15 protein-coding genes and 1 tRNA gene are annotated in these 17969 nt (G+C 45.3%); 14 read left to right on the forward strand and 2 right to left on the reverse strand.

Going from position 1 to position 17969, the window contains the following annotated elements; translation table 11 throughout:
- Positions 1 to 44 precede the first annotated feature (44 nt).
- The 8 genes from C0033_RS15450 (at position 45) to C0033_RS15485 (ending at position 8428) form a co-directional block, all read left to right on the forward strand.
- Entirely contained in the window at positions 45 to 785 is a 741-nt protein-coding gene (locus C0033_RS15450) for a hypothetical protein (RefSeq protein WP_103228786.1), read from the forward strand.
- Positions 786 to 1122: 337 nt separating this feature from the next.
- Positions 1123 to 1506 carry a GntR family transcriptional regulator gene (locus tag C0033_RS15455; RefSeq protein ID WP_103228787.1) on the forward strand — a complete coding sequence of 128 codons (384 nt, stop codon included), beginning with the start codon at positions 1123 to 1125 and terminating at the stop codon, positions 1504 to 1506.
- A gap of 82 nt (positions 1507 to 1588) precedes the next feature.
- Positions 1589 to 2143 (forward strand): UvrB/UvrC motif-containing protein, encoded by a 555-nt coding sequence (locus C0033_RS15460; RefSeq protein WP_103228788.1) that lies wholly within the window; start codon positions 1589 to 1591, stop codon positions 2141 to 2143.
- Entirely contained in the window at positions 2136 to 3170 is a 1035-nt protein-coding gene (locus C0033_RS15465; protein WP_103228789.1) for an ATP--guanido phosphotransferase, read from the forward strand. The genes C0033_RS15460 and C0033_RS15465 overlap by 8 nt, the downstream gene beginning before the upstream one ends.
- Before the next feature lie 15 nt (positions 3171 to 3185).
- Positions 3186 to 5648, forward strand: coding sequence for an ATP-dependent Clp protease ATP-binding subunit (locus C0033_RS15470; protein WP_103228790.1), 2463 nt, complete (start codon positions 3186 to 3188; stop codon positions 5646 to 5648).
- Positions 5649 to 5774: 126 nt separating this feature from the next.
- Positions 5775 to 6188: an endosialidase gene (locus C0033_RS15475; protein WP_103228791.1), complete on the forward strand. Its 414-nt coding sequence runs from the start codon at positions 5775 to 5777 to the stop codon at positions 6186 to 6188.
- Positions 6189 to 6274: 86 nt separating this feature from the next.
- Entirely contained in the window at positions 6275 to 7633 is a 1359-nt protein-coding gene (gene radA / locus C0033_RS15480; RefSeq protein WP_103228792.1) for a DNA repair protein RadA, read from the forward strand.
- 543 nt (positions 7634 to 8176) lie between these two features.
- Positions 8177 to 8428 carry a hypothetical protein gene (locus C0033_RS15485; protein ID WP_103228793.1) on the forward strand — a complete coding sequence of 84 codons (252 nt, stop codon included), beginning with the start codon at positions 8177 to 8179 and terminating at the stop codon, positions 8426 to 8428.
- A gap of 236 nt (positions 8429 to 8664) precedes the next feature.
- Here C0033_RS15485 and C0033_RS15490 read toward each other — a convergent pair.
- Positions 8665 to 8735, reverse strand: a tRNA-Trp gene (locus C0033_RS15490).
- 391 nt (positions 8736 to 9126) lie between these two features.
- Between C0033_RS15490 and C0033_RS15495 the strand changes: the two genes are divergently transcribed.
- Together C0033_RS15495 and C0033_RS15500 are read left to right on the forward strand one after the other, a co-directional pair.
- Entirely contained in the window at positions 9127 to 9369 is a 243-nt protein-coding gene (locus C0033_RS15495; protein WP_103228794.1) for an HPr family phosphocarrier protein, read from the forward strand.
- 97 nt (positions 9370 to 9466) lie between these two features.
- On the forward strand, positions 9467 to 11824 hold the full coding sequence (locus C0033_RS15500) for an ATP-dependent DNA helicase (protein ID WP_103228795.1): 2358 nt from the start codon (positions 9467 to 9469) through the stop codon (positions 11822 to 11824).
- 959 nt (positions 11825 to 12783) lie between these two features.
- Here C0033_RS15500 and C0033_RS15505 read toward each other — a convergent pair.
- Positions 12784 to 13659 (reverse strand): LysR family transcriptional regulator, encoded by an 876-nt coding sequence (locus C0033_RS15505; protein WP_103228796.1) that lies wholly within the window; start codon positions 13657 to 13659, stop codon positions 12784 to 12786.
- Positions 13660 to 14147: 488 nt separating this feature from the next.
- On the opposite strand from C0033_RS15505, the gene C0033_RS15510 reads away from it, so the two are divergent.
- The 4 genes from C0033_RS15510 (at position 14148) to C0033_RS15525 (ending at position 17953) form a co-directional block, all read left to right on the forward strand.
- Positions 14148 to 15086, forward strand: a complete 939-nt coding sequence (locus C0033_RS15510) for a M14 family metallopeptidase (RefSeq protein WP_103228865.1) — start codon at positions 14148 to 14150, stop codon at positions 15084 to 15086.
- Positions 15083 to 16018: a M14 family metallopeptidase gene (locus tag C0033_RS15515; RefSeq protein ID WP_103228797.1), complete on the forward strand. Its 936-nt coding sequence runs from the start codon at positions 15083 to 15085 to the stop codon at positions 16016 to 16018. The genes C0033_RS15510 and C0033_RS15515 overlap by 4 nt, the downstream gene beginning before the upstream one ends.
- Positions 16019 to 16034: 16 nt before the next feature.
- Complete coding sequence (locus C0033_RS15520; RefSeq protein ID WP_103228798.1) at positions 16035 to 16574, forward strand: sigma-70 domain-containing protein; 540 nt, start codon at positions 16035 to 16037, stop codon at positions 16572 to 16574.
- 140 nt (positions 16575 to 16714) lie between these two features.
- Positions 16715 to 17953, forward strand: coding sequence for a 6-phosphofructokinase (locus tag C0033_RS15525; protein ID WP_103228799.1), 1239 nt, complete (start codon positions 16715 to 16717; stop codon positions 17951 to 17953).
- The last annotated feature ends 16 nt before the right edge of the window (positions 17954 to 17969 follow it).

A 17969-nucleotide genomic window follows, 5' to 3' on the forward strand; every position in this document is an offset into this window, starting at 1 on the left:
CTGATACAATACAAGAGGAAAATACACACACGGAGGGCCTTTGAATGATAGTTCAGATGGATGAGAAGTTGAAAAAGGAAATGAGCCGGGAGGGAAGCCATTTAAAATACACCCGGTCAAGAGGCGGGGCAGGAGCCGGCCTGATTGCGGCGGGAGTTTGCTTTATTGTAATTGCGATTATACTAGCGGCAGCATTATATACGATTTTAGGTCTGTCAGCGGTAGCCGTTTTACTGGCAGGGGGCTTGGTGCTGGGCGCAGTTTTCATCGTTCCCGGTGTGTTTCTGGATAAGAGGCATACAGCAGGATATATGAAGTATTATATGAAAAAAAGCGGTTATACGGAAGCGGAACTGAATGAATTTGACAGAGAATTTCTGAACGGCGAAGCATATGTCGCATGTCTTGATAAAAAGCTGACAAAACAGTCCAAGTTTGACAGCGGTATAATCACGAACAACTGGTTTAAACTGCCTCTTATGATGCCGATTAAATACAGCGGTCTTTATAGGATCGTTGATGTGGCCGCAATTTTTTTTGAGGCAAAACCGATAGTCAACGGGGAGCGTCTGAATCCCACTCTGTTTGTAGTGGACAGCCGCGGCGACGGAATGACAGTTTCTATGAAAGAAAATGTGGGAAATGAGATTGTCCGGGAAATCTCGAAACGCAATCCGAGAGCAGTAACGACGCGCAGAATCAGCTATAACGGAAAGGATTATGACGCGTTGTACCAGTATCAGGAAGTGGCCGGGCTTTACCGGGAGATTTGCAAATCCAGATAGAGGAAACCGTGATGGTTTTAGAAGCAGTTATACATAGGAAAAAGGCTTCGCGCCCAATCAGAATGCAGAATTATATATCTGATTGGGGGCGGAGTTTTTTCTGTTATAAGAAAGCGCTCTTATGATAGAAAAAGCCCTCCGGTCGGGTTCATACTGCGGCGATCAGGTATAATGCTGCTGAGGCAACCCGCCGCAGGAGGAGAATCCCACGAGGGGAATTCTTTTCTGTATCAACGGAAAACGGCGGAGTTGTGGAATTTGAAAAATTTAGATATTGCCAAAAAGAATACGGTGTGCTAATATAACTATAACAGATATAACGAAAGATGGTGAAACTATGCTATTAAATATTGATTTTAACAGCGATGAGGCAATCTATATCCAGCTTCGCAATCAGATTATTATCGGGATAGCAACAGAGCGGATTCGGGAAGGAGACCCCCTTCCGTCGGTGCGCCAGCTGGCAGACAATATAGGAATCAACATGCATACGGTCAACAAAGCATATTCTGTATTGAGGCAGGAGGGCTTTGTGAAGCTGGACCGCCGCAAGGGCGCTGTTATATCGCTGGACATTGATAAGATGCAGGCGATCAGTGAGATGCGGGATGATATGGCGGTTGTTTTAGCCAGAGGAATCTGTAAAAATGTCAGCCGGAACGAGGTTCATCAACTGGTCGACGAATTATATGACCTGTTTTCCAACAGTTCCAAGGAGTGAGCCTGAGAGCAGCCGTACCAGTATTTTAAAGCTGCCTGTCAATTAAACTTATGCCGCGGCAAGCGGCGGAATCGAGGTTAATATGTTATGTGAAAGATGTAAAATCAGAGAAGCCAGCATTCAATATACAGAAGTGATAGGCGGAGTGAAAACACAGCATAATTTTTGCACCCAGTGCGCGAAAGAGATGGATTTTGGACAGTATTCCGCCATTTTTGACGGAGAATTTCCTCTTGCAAAGCTCTTGTCAGGGCTTTTGGGGAATGAACAGAGCAGTCCGGAGGAAGAAAAGCTTCATCAGATTGTCTGCCCCACCTGCGGCACCAGCTATGATGAGTTTGTGAAAAACAGCCGTTTTGGATGCGCTGACTGTTATGGAGTTTTTGATCTTTTGATCAATGACAGCATTAAACAGCTTCAGGGAAGCGATACCCATATCGGCAAGCGTCCCCTTTACCAGTCTCAAAAGGATGAGAACACAGCCGGACAGACGGATGTGGAATATGACAGCCTGGAAGAAGAGATTCAGGCCTGGAATGCAAGGCTTCAGGAAGCGCTTAAAACAGAAGAATACGAATTTGCGGCCCAGTGCCGTGATAAAATAAAGGAATTGAGAGAAGGGAACGCAGATGGCTAAATGGTTTGAAGAAGTGGATAAGGCAAAACCCAACGTTGTCAGCAGCCGTGTCAGGCTTGCAAGAAACTGGGATGAATATGCATTTCCCCAGAAACTTTCCGCAAAACAGAGCCAGGAGATGATCCGGCGTTTGGAATACGGCCTTAGAGATTTAAGCGAATTAAATGGGAAAACTTATGAATACAGCGATCTGGAAGAGCTCAGCGAATTGGATCGGCGGGCCCTTAGGGAACGCCGCGTGCTGAATTCCTCAGTGGTGTCTAAAAAAGAGCCGGTGGGGATCATAATATCGCAGGAAGAGGATATCTGCCTGATCTTAAACGGCGATGACCACATCCGCCTTCAAGTGCTGAAGCCGGGACTTCACCTGGAAGAAGCCTGGAAAGAGGCGGATCAGGCGGACGACTACATCAACTCCAGGTTTCATTATGCATTTGATGAAAAGTACGGCTATCTCACTTCCTTCCCTACCAATGTGGGCACAGGAATGAGGGCTTCTGTAATCATCCATCTGCCGACCCTGTCCATGGGCAAAAAATTCCAGGCGTTAATCAGCGATCTGAGCCGGTTTGGCGTCAGCATTAAAGGCGTTTACGGAGAAGGCAGGGAGAATTACGGTGCTCTGTTTGAGATTTCCAATCAGAAGACCTTGGGCCTTACGGAAAAGGAGATCGTTGACCTGGTCGGCAAAGCTGCGGTACAGCTGAATAACCAGGAAACCCAGGTAAGGCAGATGGCGCTAAAAAATCACCGCTTAGAGCGGGAAGACGAGGCATATAAATCCTATGGAGTGTTAAAATATGCCAGAAGGCTGTCAGGACGGGATGCCATGACATTTCTGTCTCAGCTGCTGGCCGGAATTGCGGACGGCCTGATTAAAACCAATGAAGAGTGCTCGATTTACCGGCTGATGCTGGGAATCCAGCCGGCTAATTTACAGAAGCTGTCAGACAGACCGCTGGATAAGCAGGAATTAGATGTGGCAAGAGCTGCCTATCTGCGAAGAGAATTACCTGACATTCTATAAAGGAGGACACAAATTATGATAGACCGTTTTACAGCGAAAGCAAGGGAAGCAATCACCCTTGCGGTCGATGCTGCAGAAGAGCTGGGGCATAGTTATATTGGAACCGAGCACCTGCTGATCGGCCTGATGCAGGAAGGCAGCGGAGTGGCGGCCAAAGTACTGGAATCAAACAACGTAAAAGAAGAGAAAGTAATCGAACTGGTCAGCCAGCTGATCGCACCCAACAATATGGTGCGCATGGAAGAGCAGAATGGATATACGCCCAGCGCAAGACGGGTGATTGAAAACAGCTATAGGGAGGCGGTACGCTTTAAAGCGCCTTTAATCGGAACCGAACATCTTCTGATCGCCATGATCCGTGAGAATGACTGCGTGGCTTCCAGACTTTTAAACACCATGGGCGTGAATATCCAGAAGATCTATATTGACGTATTGTCCGCCATGGGAGAAGATGCCCCGGCCAATAAAGAAGAGCTTCAAAGCAGCAGAAGCGCGAAAGGCAAGTCCAGCACGCCTGTGCTCAACAGCTACAGCAGAGATTTAACTGAGCTTGCCAGAGAAGGAAAACTGGACCCTGTGATCGGACGGGAACCGGAGATTCAGAGGGTGGTGCAGATACTAAGCCGCCGTACTAAGAACAATCCTTGTCTGATCGGAGAACCTGGAGTAGGTAAGACTGCCGTGGTGGAAGGTCTGGCACAGATGATTGCCGGAGGAGACGTTCCGGAAACCATTGCCGATAAGCGGGTGGTTACCCTGGATTTATCAGGAATGGTGGCCGGTTCCAAGTACCGTGGTGAATTTGAAGAGAGAATCAAGAAAGTATTGAGTGAAGTGACGGAAGACGGCCGGGTGCTTTTATTTATCGATGAGATTCATACGATCATCGGGGCCGGCGGGGCGGAAGGCGCCATTGACGCGTCCAACATTTTGAAACCGTCCCTGGCGAGAGGAGAGATCCAGCTGATCGGCGCCACAACCATTGAAGAATACAGAAAATACATTGAAAAAGATGCAGCGCTAGAACGCCGTTTCCAGCCGGTAACCGTAGAAGAACCGACGGAAGAACAGACATTTGAGATTCTGAAAGGCTTGAGAGGCCGCTATGAAGACCACCATAAGGTAAAGATTACGGATGAGGCCCTCCAGGCCGCAGTGAAGCTGTCGGCCCGCTATATCAACGACCGTTTCCTTCCGGATAAGGCGATCGATTTGATCGATGAGGCGTCTTCAAAGATCCGATTGACCAATTTTATCGAACCGGAAGATATTAAAGCGTTGGAAAAGGACATTGAAGTCTTAGAAAAGCAGAAGGAAGAAGCCATCAAGGCCGAAGCCTATGAAAAAGCAGGTGATATTAAGAAAAAGCAGGAGAAAAAGAGGGAAAAGATCGAAAAGCTCCGCGCCAAATGGCAGAAGGAAAAGACCACCAGAACCCTGACAGTAGGTGAGAACGAGATTGCTGACGTCGTATCCGGCTGGACGAAGATTCCCGTAAGAAAACTGGAAGAGGAAGAGTCGGAGCGCCTGAAAAAACTGGAATCCATTCTCCATCAGAGGGTCGTGGGACAGGAAGAGGCGGTCACCGCCATATCAAAGGCCATCAGAAGAGGCCGTGTGGGCTTGAAAGATCCGAAACGCCCTATTGGTTCCTTCCTGTTCTTAGGACCTACGGGAGTGGGCAAAACAGAGCTTACAAAAGCGCTTGCAGAGGCCATGTTCGGCACGGAGAACTCCCTGATCCGGGTGGATATGTCCGAATATATGGAAAAGCACAGCGTTTCCAAGATGATCGGCTCCCCGCCAGGATATGTGGGATATGAAGAGGGCGGACAATTAAGCGAACGCGTCCGCAGAAACCCGTATTCCGTAATTCTGTTCGACGAGGTGGAAAAAGCCCATCCGGATGTATTTAACATCCTTTTGCAGGTCCTGGACGACGGCCATATCACGGACGCACAGGGACGCAAAATTGATTTCAAAAACACGATCCTGATCATGACCTCCAACGCCGGGGCTGAAAACATCATCTCACCGAAGCGGCTGGGATTCGGTTCCGCTTCCGATGAGAATGAAAAGTATAAGTTTATGAAAGACCGGGTTATGGAAGAGGTGAAGAGGATCTTCAAACCGGAATTTTTAAACAGAATTGATGATATTATCGTATTCCATCCATTAAATAAGGATCACATGAAGGAGATCGTATCCATCATGCTGGGAAGCATCATGAAGCGGACAAAGCAGCAGATGAGCATCGAATTACAAGTTACGGATCAGGCTAAGGAATTCCTAATCGATAAAGGTTATGATGAGAAATACGGCGCAAGGCCTCTGCGCAGGACGATTCAGAACCAGTTAGAGGATAAACTGGCAGAAGAGATTCTGGATGGAAATGTTAAAGCAGGGGATACGGTTCTGGTAGATAAGGATGAGGAAAACGGATTGAAATTTTCGACTCAGGTCTTGATAAATCACTAGCCAAGAGAAGGCGTATGATGTATACTATAGATACGCCGATGGGTGTTGACAGCGGCTGGGATTTTCATTCCGGCCGCTAAAAAGAGGAAGATAAGTAATAGAAAAGAATACCAGGAGGGCAAACACATGCCAGTAATCGAAGAATTAATCCGTACAGGAGAAAACGGAACGATCAGTTTTGGAAACTACAAGCTGGAGAAAAAGACCAAAGTTGAGGATTATGATTTTCATGGTGATTTATATAAAGTAAAAACTTTCTATGAGATAACCAAACTGGAACGTAATGGAATATTTGTATATGAATCAGTGCCGGGAACCACAGTGGAAGATTTTGAAGTGACCGACGACGGCGTTACATTTAAAGTGGAAGGCAACAAAGACGCCCAGTTAACGGTTCAGCTGGATGACGATACGGAATATGAAGTTTACGTAGATGATGTGATTGTTGGCGGAATGAAAACCAATATGAGCGGTAAGCTGGTTGCCAGCGTAGAACTGGAAGAGGGAATCGCGGCCAGTGTTAAGATTGTAAAACGTTAGTTTGTGATAGGACAGGGGGCGCTGCATTGCAGCGGCCCCTTTTAAAGTAGATGATGCTTTTTTGAGCGGAAGATCAGGAGGAAATTATGGCAAAAGCGAAGATAACCGCTTTTTTCTGCAAAGAATGCGGCTATGAATCAAGCAAATGGATGGGTCAGTGTCCGGCCTGTAAAGAATGGAATACGTTGGTGGAAGAACCGGTTGCAAAAAAGGAAACCGCTTCCAGAAGCAAAGGCCTGCTTAAAACAAAGCCGGTTCTGATAGATGAGATATCTCTGGAAGAAAAGGACCGGATTCCCACCGGATTCAAAGAACTGGACCGTGTGCTCGGGGACGGAATTGTCGCAGGCTCCCTGGTGCTGGTGGGCGGCGATCCCGGAATCGGAAAATCCACTCTTTTGCTGCAGGTGTGCAGAAATCTGGCTGCTTCAAACAATAAGATTTTATACATATCCGGCGAGGAATCCTTAAAGCAGATCAAGATGAGAGCGGCCAGAATCGGCGGAATTACGGGAGAGCTGCTGTTCCAGTGTGAGACAAACCTGGAAAACATAGAAGAGACGATAAAGGAAGTAAAGCCGGATGTGGTTGTCATCGACTCTATCCAGACGATGTTCAGCGAAGCGGTCACGGCCGCCCCCGGAAGCGTAAGCCAGGTAAGGGAATCCACCAATTTGCTGATGCAGATCGGAAAAAGCATGGGAATTGCAATTTTTATCGTAGGCCATGTGACCAAAGAAGGCGTTGTAGCAGGGCCGAGAGTGCTGGAGCATATGGTGGATACGGTGTTGTACTTTGAAGGGGAAAGAAACGCATCCTACCGCATTTTAAGAGGGGTTAAAAACCGTTTTGGCTCCACCAATGAAATCGGTGTTTTTGAAATGCAGGAAAGCGGTTTGGCTGAGGTAGAGAATCCGTCGGAATTCATGCTGAACGGACGCCCCCAGGGCGCTTCCGGCGCTGTAGTAGCCTGCTCCTTAGAAGGCACCAGGCCCATTCTTTTGGAAGTGCAGGCGCTGGTGACAGAAACCAGCTTTAATATGCCGAGAAGAACCGCAGCTGGTACGGATTACAACCGGGTGAACCTGCTGATGGCTGTGCTGGAAAAACGGTGTCACTACCAGATGGGCCATATGGACGCTTATATCAACATAGCAGGCGGCATGAAGATGAATGAGCCTGCAATCGACTTAGCCATCGTCATGGCTCTTGTTTCAAGCTATAAGGACAGACCGTTAGACAGCAAAACCATTGTTTTTGGAGAGGTAGGGCTGTCAGGAGAAGTGAGGGCGGTGTCCATGGCGGAACAGAGGGTGAATGAAGCCGTCAAGCTGGGATTTGAGACCTGTATCCTGCCTCAGGTGTGCTTGGATAAGATGAAGAAAAAAGGCAAGATTAATTTGCTGGGGGTCAGCAGCGTGAGAGAGGCCATGGAGCTGTTTTAAAGTAAAACGTGAAGGCATTTTGAAAAATGCCTTGAGGATTGATGTAAAAAATCATGCAAATAGATTGTTGCCAGACTAGAGAAATACTGGTTTCAGCGTGTCAGATTCTGCGTAGATATTCGCACTGGCGCTGGAAGCAGTATTTTTTTAATTTGAAAAAACGAGCGAACAAATGTTCTTGACAGAAAAAGCAGGTGGTGTTACTATTAAATAAGAAATAGACGAACGTATGTTCTGAAAATATTGATTAATTAAAAAATAAAGCCATAGAAAACTGTAGTTTATGGTTTTGAGAATGCGGAAAGCATAAGAGAAAGCAGGCACAATCAGGAAATAAAAATCGCATAAGACGGTGATAAGGAGTTTATGAGGACGCTAAAGGAGTATATAAAGGTTAAAGCCAGTCAAAACAGATCGGAAGGGTATGAGAATCCCTTAGATCTATTCCGATACGATGGGAGATCATGTGACGCGGAAATCAGCTTGGAGACTGCGGCTAAGATCTACAGTCCATATTATATAGAATGAGCAGGAGTTGATAGGATGATGAGAGAATTCGATGATATTATAATCTGTGACTGGACTGCATCTGAAGTGGTGAGGGTCTATCAAAGAAGCGGCGGGAATTTTGAACTTGTCAGGAAGACGTTTCAGATAACATCTGTTCAGTTAAAAAGATTATTAAAACAAGCGGGAATTGAAAGAAAAAGAAATACAGGTCTGAATGAGATGGAGTCTCTGGGATTGAGAAGACAAGATTTTATTTTGGAAAATCAGAGCAGATTATTCTTATAAATGCCTTTTTTAGTAAAATTATGGGAGCAGACCGGAGCTAAGGATGCTGGTGCTTTATATTGTTTGAAATTTTAACAGAATAGGATTTATAAAAAGGTAATCAAAAACAGAGAAATTGATTTGACGGAAGCAGATAAAACAGAGACAAAACAAAAATGCCTGCAACCCTTTATAAATAAAGGCTTACAGGCATCTTCCACACTTTTAGATTGCTACATCTATTCCCATAAAGGAAGCAGGGGAAGAGGGGCTCGAACCCCCATTTACGGTTTTGGAGACCGTTGCTCTACCATTGAACTATTCCCCTAAGAGCGATGCGTCATTAACAACGCTTGGTAATAATATCATATTCTGAAAGTATTGTCAATTGTTTTAAAATATTTTTTAAAAAAAATTTTAAAATCTTGTCATACGGAGATTTATCGAGAATCTAATAGAAATTTTACATAAATTTACCATTTGCCATTTGTAGAAAAGTGTCACGAAATAAAACGAAAAAGTTAATATTTTTTTACCAATATCACGGTTGAAGAACAAAATGCACAATGACAATTGATATACAATCCATATATGAGAAAAAATGACTAATAAGTTTAAAAATAATGACGAAGAAATGAAATTTGACAAGATTTGCCAATCATGATATAAATAAGCCAACACTTTTAAATCGCATTTATTTTAATAAAGGAGTCCTGTTTATGAAACAAAGAAAAATTATGTTGCCAACGATTAAAGATGCAAAGGAATTTGTTGCAGCTGCCTCCAAATGTGATTTTGATATTGATGTATACTATAATAGAGTAGTAATTGATGCAAAATCCATCTTGGGCGTATTGAGCTTGGATTTAACCCGGGTTTTGACTGTAGAGTTTAGCGGAGATAATGAAGCGTTTGAAGAGTTTTTAAATGAAAAGTCAGCTGGTAAAGAGACAGCCGCATAGAAATTAGAAAAGCATAAGTGAAAAGAGAGCAGGGATTGTAAACAGAGGGTTACAATTCCTGCTTTTTTAGTGTAAAATAATCGGAGGAGAAAATGGGATGAATAAAGAGAAAAAGAGTATTAAATTATCTGTCCGCAACCTGGTTGAATTTGTCCTCCGAGGCGGAGATTTGGATAACCGGCGTTTAGCCGGAGCACAAAAAGATGCGATGCAGGCTGGCAGCAAGCTGCACCGAAAGATACAAAAGCGTATGGGCGCGGATTATAAAGCGGAAGTGGCGCTGCGCCATACGGTCGATGAAGATGAATATGAGATTGTATTGGAAGGGCGGGCTGACGGAGTGATTCAACGGCCGTCAGGTGTGATCATAGATGAAATTAAAGGCGTTTATATGGATCTGCAGTATTTGACCGAGCCGGTTCCTGTGCACATGGCCCAGGCTATGTGTTACGGCTATATCTGGTGCCATGACCATCAGCTGTCTTCTATTAAAATACAGATGACCTACTGTAATATTGAAACAGAGGAGATTAAACGCTTTCAGGAAGAGAAAGGTTTTGATGAATTATCCCAGTGGTTTGATGGACTGATTCACGAATATGTGAAATGGGCCAGATTTTTATACCAGCATGGAGTCTGGCGGGATGAATCCATACACGACCTGGAATTTCCATTTGAATACAGAGAAGGACAGAAGGACCTGGCGGTATCCGTTTACCGTGCAATCAGCCAGAAGCGGAATCTTTACATCCAGGCGCCAACTGGAATTGGGAAAACATTGTCCACGGTTTTTCCAGCTTTAAAAGCCATTGGAGAAGGAAAAGGGGATAAGCTGTTTTATCTTACCGCTAAGACAATTACGAGAAGTGTGGCAGAGGAAACTTTTTCTATTCTTCGGAATAAAAACCTCTGTTTTTCAACTGTTACGATCACCGCAAAGGACAAACTGTGCTTTCTGGAAAAAGCGGAATGTAATCCGGATGCATGCCCTTACGCCAAAGGACATTTTGACCGTGTAAATGACGCTGTATACGATATTATACACCAGGAAACAGGGATAAACAGGGAAGTAATATTGGAATATGCAGAAAAATACCGGGTGTGTCCATTCGAATTCTGCCTGGATATCAGTAACTGGGTGGATGGAATTATATGTGATTACAACTATGTTTTCGATCCGAATGTGAAGTTAAAACGCTATTTTTCAGAAGGAATTTCAGGGGAGTATCTGTTTTTGGTGGATGAGGCCCATAACCTCGTATCCAGAGCCAGGGAGATGTACAGTGCGGAAATTGTAAAAGAAGATGTGCTGTTGGTGAAACGTATTATCAAAGAGCGTTCGTCCAAACTTTCTAAGCTTTTAGATCGGTGCAATGCGATTCTTCTTGAGATGAAGCGGGAATGCCCCTCTTATGTGATTTTACCGGAAATTAATCATTTTGTCATGGCGGTTATGACAATGTTTGGTGAGCTGGAAAAATTTATGGAAGATAATCCGGAATTTGAGGACAGGGATCTAGTGCTGGACTTCTATTTTCAGATTCGTGATTTTTTGAACTTATTTGAAGGTGTGGACGATTCTTACCGGATTTATACCGAATATCTGCCGGATGGAAAGTTTAAGCTGAAGCTGTTCTGCATCAATCCGGCGAATAATTTAAAGAACTGTCTGGATAAGGGAAACAGCACCGTATTTTTTTCCGCAACCCTTCTTCCGGTTCTGTACTACAAAGAGCTTTTAAGCGGAAATCTGGAAGAGTATGCAGTATATGCAATGTCTCCATTTCCTCGTGAAAACAGGCTTTTAATGATTGCATCCGATGTCAGCAGCCGCTATAAGCGCCGGAATGCGCCGGAATACATGAAAATCGTAGAATATATCAGAAAAATTGTGTCCGGCAAACCCGGCAATTACATGGTGTTTTTTCCTTCCTACCAATACCTGCATGCGGTGGAATCGATCATGGAACAGATGCCGGGATTATCGGACGAATTTGAATACATTGTGCAGGAAACCAATATGGGAGAAGCGGAAAGGGATACATTTTTAAGTTCTTTTGAATCAGGCCGTGAAAAGTCTTTGGCCGCACTCTGCGTGATGGGAGGTATCTTTTCCGAGGGTATCGATTTAAAGGAAGATCTGCTGATCGGGGCGATAATCGTCGGCACAGGACTGCCAATGGTCTGCACCGAACAGGAAATTTTAAAAGGATATTTTGAGGAACATGAGAAAAAAGGCTTTGACTTTGCTTATCAATACCCCGGCATGAATAAAGTAATGCAGGCAGCAGGCAGAGTGATCCGCACTGTAAATGACCGCGGGGTGATCGCTCTCCTAGACGAACGCTTTCTCCAAAGGGATTACCAACAGCTATTTCCAAGAGAATGGGATCACTATCAGGTAGTCCGCCTAAACCAAGTAGAATCCACCGTAAAAGAATTTTGGAAAACGTAAATCTTTAGTTAACTAAGAAACGCCGGAAAGAAGGGGAAACCTGGGCGGGCGGCGGAACTAGAGAAAGGCAGGGGATTCGGGTTTCGACCCTAAGTAATACTAGGCCGCCAAGAGCGGAAAAAGGCAGCGCGGCGCCCTTGAACGATGAACTCTTTATGACTTCATCGTTCAAGGGCGCCTCAAATACTGATTCGGAATTCAGTATTTGTCTGCCTTTTTCCGCTCTTGCCGACCAAGTATCACTAAGGGTCTGCACACGATCCCCTGTCTTTCTCTAGTTCCGCCGCCCGCCCAGGTTTCCCCTTCTTTCCGGCTGTTGCTTGGCTGGCTGAGGAAAAAAAGATTTGGGGGGATTGTAAGTAAGTTTTTACATCAAGGATGAAGGCATTTTCGGAAAAGCCTTGAGGATTTAATGTAAAGGGTGAGGTCTTTTTGCGAAAAGCTTTGACGTTTAAAGTAAAACATGAAGGCATTTTTGAAAAACCTTTGACGATCTATATTTGACGATCTATATAAATGTGGCTCTACGTAAGTACCTAAGCACAAATATTGTTTTTAACCAGGCTAGCGAAAACCAGCAGGGAATGGGGAGGCGGGGCCGGAAGGAAACGGTCTGAGAGGGAATCCGGGCCGGGGAAGGAAGATACAGCCAATTGGGATCGTATGGAACCCCTTTAGAACTACTTAGGCCCGTAAGGACAGAACGAGGCAGGTAAAAACTGATTTCCGTCTCAGTTTTTAAAGCGCCGCTGAGCAGCGAAGTCATCAAGAGTTCACTGCGAATGGCGCTGGCCTGCCTCGTTCTGTCCTTACGGGCCTTAGTAGTTCTTAGGGGCGAATCCCGAATCCCAATTGGCTGTATCTTCCTTCCCCGGCCCGGATTCCCTCTCAGACCGTTTCCTTCCGGCCCCGCCTCCCCATTCCCTGCGTACCTCTCGCAACCCCGTTAAATAACAATTTTAGAGCATATCCATAAATTGTTTTGCGGCTTGGGAGATTGGGAGATTTTCGTTGAAAGCCACAACCATTTGGCGTCCGGGAAGTTTTTCGTCCAGTTTGACGACAAATAGATCTTTATCATTGTCGGGAATGCAAAAATCGGGAACGAATGCGATTCCAAGTCCGATACGGGCCAAATCGATCAGGAGATCGTTGCTGCTGAGCTCGATTTCAGGGACGAGATCCAACTGGTATTTTTGGAACATGTGATGCAGAAATTCGCTGGTGGTGCTTTTGCGGTCCAGCATCAGAATCGGATATGTCTGGAGCTCCCTCAGGCTCACTTTTTTGCTCTGGAGAGGGAAATAGTCTTTATGTGCCACAAACACATCACAGAATTCATTGATGATCCTTGTATTCAGGCTGTTGGACAAGGCGGAGTTGGGAAAGTTGGTAATGATGAAATCAACCTGGCCGTTGTCTAACAGTTTTGCGCATTCGATAGAGGTCTGGTTCATAACTTTAATATGAACGTTGGGGTACATCTTATGAAATTGATTTAAATGCGGAATCAGGTAATAGCGGCAGATCGTGTCACTGGCGCCGATTCTGAGCTGGCCTCCGTTCAGGGTATTGGCTTCTAACAGCTGATTCTCCCCTTTTTTGATCAGATTCATGGCTGGTTCAATATGCTTTAAAAGGATTTCCCCCTCCGGCGTCAGCTGGACCCGTTTGGTGCTTCGGATGAACAAGGTCTGATTCAGCTTTTTTTCTAATACTTTGATGGATTGGCTGACTGCGGACTGGGAGATAAAGAGCTGTTTGGATGCCTCGGAAAAGCTTAAAGTGATGGCAACATGGTAGAAAACTTTATATAATTCGTAGTTAATGTCCATTATTAGTCCTCCTTATAAAAACAAGGCCATTTTATCAGAAAAACGATGAATTGTAAATACCCAAACGTACTTGACTTTTGATATTTGCCGTCTAAGGGTTACGATTCACAGCTCCGGTGGTCTCTGAATAGTAACTTCTGAGGATCTGTGCTGAGGAGGTTCCGCCACGCTTTACAGAGGCAGTTTGGATAAAATTGCAGAAATGGCAGTTTGGATATGATAGCAGGAATTGACAAAATTGAAAGGATGCATTATAGTCAAAACAAGGTAAAGGTGCCCGAAGATCATTTGGGTGCCTTTTTATTATATTGTAAAGATACTATGCAGTAAATAGATGCGGAACCGGAAGACGGTGAATGGGTATTTACTATTTTGTATCTCATATGATAAAATATTACCTGAACTGGGAAAGGGGTCTGAAACAGGACCTGCTTTCATGGATCGGCAGACCGGCAGAAGTAAATATAGAGAAAAGGTGGAAGATTGCCATGGTTAAAACAGTGGTTTCAGTAGGCCTTCCGGTGGATGAGAAGCTGAAGGTTAAAAAAAATTCCTTGATGCCGGAATCGCTGACAGGACATGAAAAAAGAATATGTGTTGTGACGGGAACTCATGGTGATGAACTGGAAGGGCAGTATGTCTGCTATGAACTGATCCGGAGAATTAATGAGAACAAGGAGCATTTAAAAGGCATTGTCGATATATTTCCCGCATTGAATCCTCTGGGGATTGATTCGGTCACCAGAGGAATTCCTATGTTTGATCTGGATATGAACCGGATTTTTCCGGGAAGTGAGAGCGGGTCGGTGCCGGAATATGTGGCTTCCAAGATTGTTGAGGACATTGCGGGGGCGGATTTGTGCATCGATATCCATGCCAGCAACATTTTTCTGAGGGAGATTCCCCAGGTCCGCATGAGCGAGGGAACGGCTGAGAAGCTGCTTCCATATGCAAAAGTTCTGAATATTGATTATGTCTGGGTTTATGCGGCGGCCACTGTTTTGGAGGCGACGCTGGCTCACAGTCTGAATACCATAGGGGTTCCCACCCTTGTTGTGGAAATGGGGGTTGGAATGAGGATTACGGAAGATTACTGCCATCAGCTGACGGACGGGATCTTTTGCGTGATGAAGAAGATGGGAATCTGGGATGGGGAGGTAATTGAACCTAAGAAGCCTATCATTTCCACCGACGGTCAGGTTGGCATTATCAATGCTAATGAGCCGGGGATATTTATGCCCCATGTGGAGCATTGGGATAATATAAAAAAAGGGGATGCTATCGGTGTGATTTTGAATCCTCTGCAGGGTACGGTGGCGGAAACTCTGTACGCTCCATTTGACGGAATGGTGTTTACGCTCAGGGAGTATCCGGTGGTAAACTCGGGATCTTTAATTGCCCGGATTTTAGGGGGTGATTACAGATGAGAAAAGAGATCATTTACAGTTTAAAGGGTTCTTATCGTGATGATTTGAACGTTTATGGGTATCATTTTGGTAAGGGGGAGCCTTCGGCCTGCGTGGTTGGGGCGATCCGGGGAAATGAGATACAGCAGCTTTACGTTTGCTCCCAATTGGTAAAAGCGCTCAAGGAACTGGAAGAAAAGGGGGCCATTGTCTCCAATAACGAGATTCTGGTGATTCCTTCCGTGAATCATTCATCCATGAATATTGGGAAACGGTTCTGGACCGTGGATAATTCGGATATCAACCGGATGTTTCCGGGGCAGGCACAGGGCGAGACTACCCAAAGGATCGCTGCAGGCGTGTTTGACGTGGTTCAGAAATACAGCTATGGCATCCAGTTTACCAGCTTTTACATGAAAGGAGATTTTATTCCCCATGTGAGGATGATGGAAACAGGATTTCAAAGCGCGAGCCTGGCTAATTTATTCGGACTCCCTTATGTGGTAATACGAAAACCAAGGCCTTATGATACGGCTACGTTGAATTATAATTGGCAGATTTGGGATACCAATGCATTTTCCCTTTATACCAGCGCCACGGATCATATTGATGAAGCTTCCGCCAGACAGGCTGTGGCTTCTGTACTGCGTTTTTTGACCCGTATGGGAATTTTAAGGTATACCAGCCACAGCGGCTATATCGCCAGCGTGATCAGGGAAGAGGACCTGATGAGCGTGAAAACCGATATGGCCGGAATATACAAGAGCATGGCGGCGCCGGGAAAGGAAGTGCGCCGGGGAGACGTTTTGGCGGAGATTCTGGACCCCTACGAGGGGGAGATTCTGAGCCAGATCCTGTCGCCTACAGACGGAATCATATTTTTTTCCCACAATGCCCCATTAGTGATGGAAGGCGCAGTGATTTTTAAAATAATCAGACGCCTTCACGAATAGAAGAGAGGAAAATAAAATGGAACACGATTTTTATCAAATGTATCTGGAAGAGCTGGAGCAGATTATTCCCTGTACAAAACAGGAGGAAATTCTTCTTTTAGATCAGCTCCGCCAAGGCAGGGAAGACGCAAAAGCCCGGTTGATTGAAGGAAATTTAAAACAGGCGTTGGAGTATGCCAAAGAATATGAGAACAAGGGACTTCCCATGGGGGATTTGGTACAGGAAGCCAGCATGGCGTTAACCATGGCTGCGGGCAGTTTTGAAACCGGTAATTTTCAGGATTATCTGGAACAGGAGATCAAAAAGGCGCTGGAAATGGCTATTGAAGAGCAGATGGCGGAAAACAGGACCGAGGAAGAGATAGCGGCCCGTGTAAATGTGCTTCAAAAGGTCTCTCAGGTCATGGCTGAGGAGCTTGGCCGGGAGGCTACGCTGGCGGAATTGGCCGCCAGGATGAGGATGACTGAGGATGAAATCAGGGAGATTATGAAAATAACATTGGACGCGGTCAATGTGATGCAGTCCGCAGGGGACTTGACGGAAGAACAGGAATAGCCGCATTCAATAGCCGTATGGAATGAATATCAAGTTGCGTTTGCCATGTATCTGGGATATAATAGATACATGGCAATTTTTAGCTGCGAAAGAGTAAAAAGGGGATGTATAAGGAAAATTAAATTAGGGAGGTAGTTGGCGTGAAAGGTAATGTTATTGTAGGCCAGTCAGGAGGTCCAACGGCGGTTATCAACTCCAGTCTGGCTGGTGTTTATAAGACGGCCATTGACCGCGGTGCACCAAAGGTATATGGAATGCTGTTTGGTATTCAGGGATTTCTGGATGAACAGTATATAGATTTATCTGAACACATTAAGAATGAATTGGATATCGAGATTTTAAAACGAACCCCGTCTGCATTTCTGGGAACATGCCGTTATAAGCTGCCGGCCATTCATGAAAACCAGGAAATCTACGTTAAGATTTTCGATATATTAAACCGATTGGAGATAGAGAGCTTTATCTATATCGGGGGCAATGATTCGATGGACACCATAAAAAAACTGTCCGATTATGCGATTTTAACCGGCCAGACGCAGAAGTTTGTGGGTGTTCCCAAGACCATTGACAATGACTTGGCTCTTACCGACCACACCCCCGGTTATGGAAGCGCGGCTAAGTATATCGCTACTTCGACCAAGGAAGTGATCAGGGACGGCCTGGGTTTCTCTTATAAGAAGAAATTAGTGACAATTATTGAGATTATGGGAAGAAATGCCGGCTGGCTGACTGGGGCGGCAGCCCTTAGCGCCGGTGAGGACTGCGACGGGCCGGATTTGATCTACCTTCCGGAAATTCCTTTTGACATGGATAAGTTCATGGAGAAGGTGAACTCCCTTTTGGAACAGCAGGACACGGTTGTGGTGGCGGTATCTGAAGGTATCCGGCTGGCTGACGGACAATATGTAAGCGGGCTGTCGGGCAATGCGGATTATGTGGATGCATTTGGACATAAGCAGCTGACCGGCTCTGCACATTATCTGGCTAATGTTATCAGCGGCAGTATTGGCTGTAAGACACGGGCTGTAGAATTCAGCACGCTGCAGAGAAGCGCCTCTCATCTGGCTTCCCGTGTGGATATCAATGAAGCTTATATGGTTGGCGGCGCCGCGGTTAAGGCAGCAGATGAAGGGGATACGGGGCGCATGGTTGTAATAGACCGGGTTTCGGATGATCCTTATCAAAGCGCTACCGGAATTTATGATGTACATAAGATTGCGAATGGGGAAAAGCTGGTTCCAAGATCCTGGATTAACGAAGAGGGGACTTATGTGACTGAAGAATTTATCGATTATGTAAGGCCTTTAATTCAGGGTGACTATCCATCGGTTATGGTTGGTGGAATACCACGCCACCTTTATCATACAAAGAAGAAATAACTGCTGAAAAACCTCC

Source organism: Clostridium sp. chh4-2, assembly GCF_002899675.1.
Lineage (GTDB): Bacteria > Bacillota > Clostridia > Lachnospirales > Lachnospiraceae > CHH4-2.

Bases quoted from the DNA above. Each gene is read 5' to 3' on its own strand.
- C0033_RS15520 (WP_103228798.1), top strand. From the start codon at position 16,035: ATGGAACACGATTTTTATCAAATGTATCTGGAAGAGCTGGAGCAGATT.
- C0033_RS15495 (WP_103228794.1), top strand. From the start codon at position 9,127: ATGAAACAAAGAAAAATTATGTTGCCAACGATTAAAGATGCAAAGGAA.
- C0033_RS15500 (WP_103228795.1), top strand. From the start codon at position 9,467: ATGAATAAAGAGAAAAAGAGTATTAAATTATCTGTCCGCAACCTGGTT.
- C0033_RS15505 (WP_103228796.1), bottom strand. From the start codon at position 13,659: ATGGACATTAACTACGAATTATATAAAGTTTTCTACCATGTTGCCATC.
- C0033_RS15475 (WP_103228791.1), top strand. From the start codon at position 5,775: ATGCCAGTAATCGAAGAATTAATCCGTACAGGAGAAAACGGAACGATC.
- C0033_RS15460 (WP_103228788.1), top strand. From the start codon at position 1,589: ATGTTATGTGAAAGATGTAAAATCAGAGAAGCCAGCATTCAATATACA.
- C0033_RS15455 (WP_103228787.1), top strand. From the start codon at position 1,123: ATGCTATTAAATATTGATTTTAACAGCGATGAGGCAATCTATATCCAG.
- C0033_RS15470 (WP_103228790.1), top strand. From the start codon at position 3,186: ATGATAGACCGTTTTACAGCGAAAGCAAGGGAAGCAATCACCCTTGCG.
- C0033_RS15450 (WP_103228786.1), top strand. From the start codon at position 45: ATGATAGTTCAGATGGATGAGAAGTTGAAAAAGGAAATGAGCCGGGAG.
- C0033_RS15465 (WP_103228789.1), top strand. From the start codon at position 2,136: ATGGCTAAATGGTTTGAAGAAGTGGATAAGGCAAAACCCAACGTTGTC.
- C0033_RS15510 (WP_103228865.1), top strand. From the start codon at position 14,148: ATGGTTAAAACAGTGGTTTCAGTAGGCCTTCCGGTGGATGAGAAGCTG.
- radA (WP_103228792.1), top strand. From the start codon at position 6,275: ATGGCAAAAGCGAAGATAACCGCTTTTTTCTGCAAAGAATGCGGCTAT.
- C0033_RS15515 (WP_103228797.1), top strand. From the start codon at position 15,083: ATGAGAAAAGAGATCATTTACAGTTTAAAGGGTTCTTATCGTGATGAT.
- C0033_RS15485 (WP_103228793.1), top strand. From the start codon at position 8,177: ATGATGAGAGAATTCGATGATATTATAATCTGTGACTGGACTGCATCT.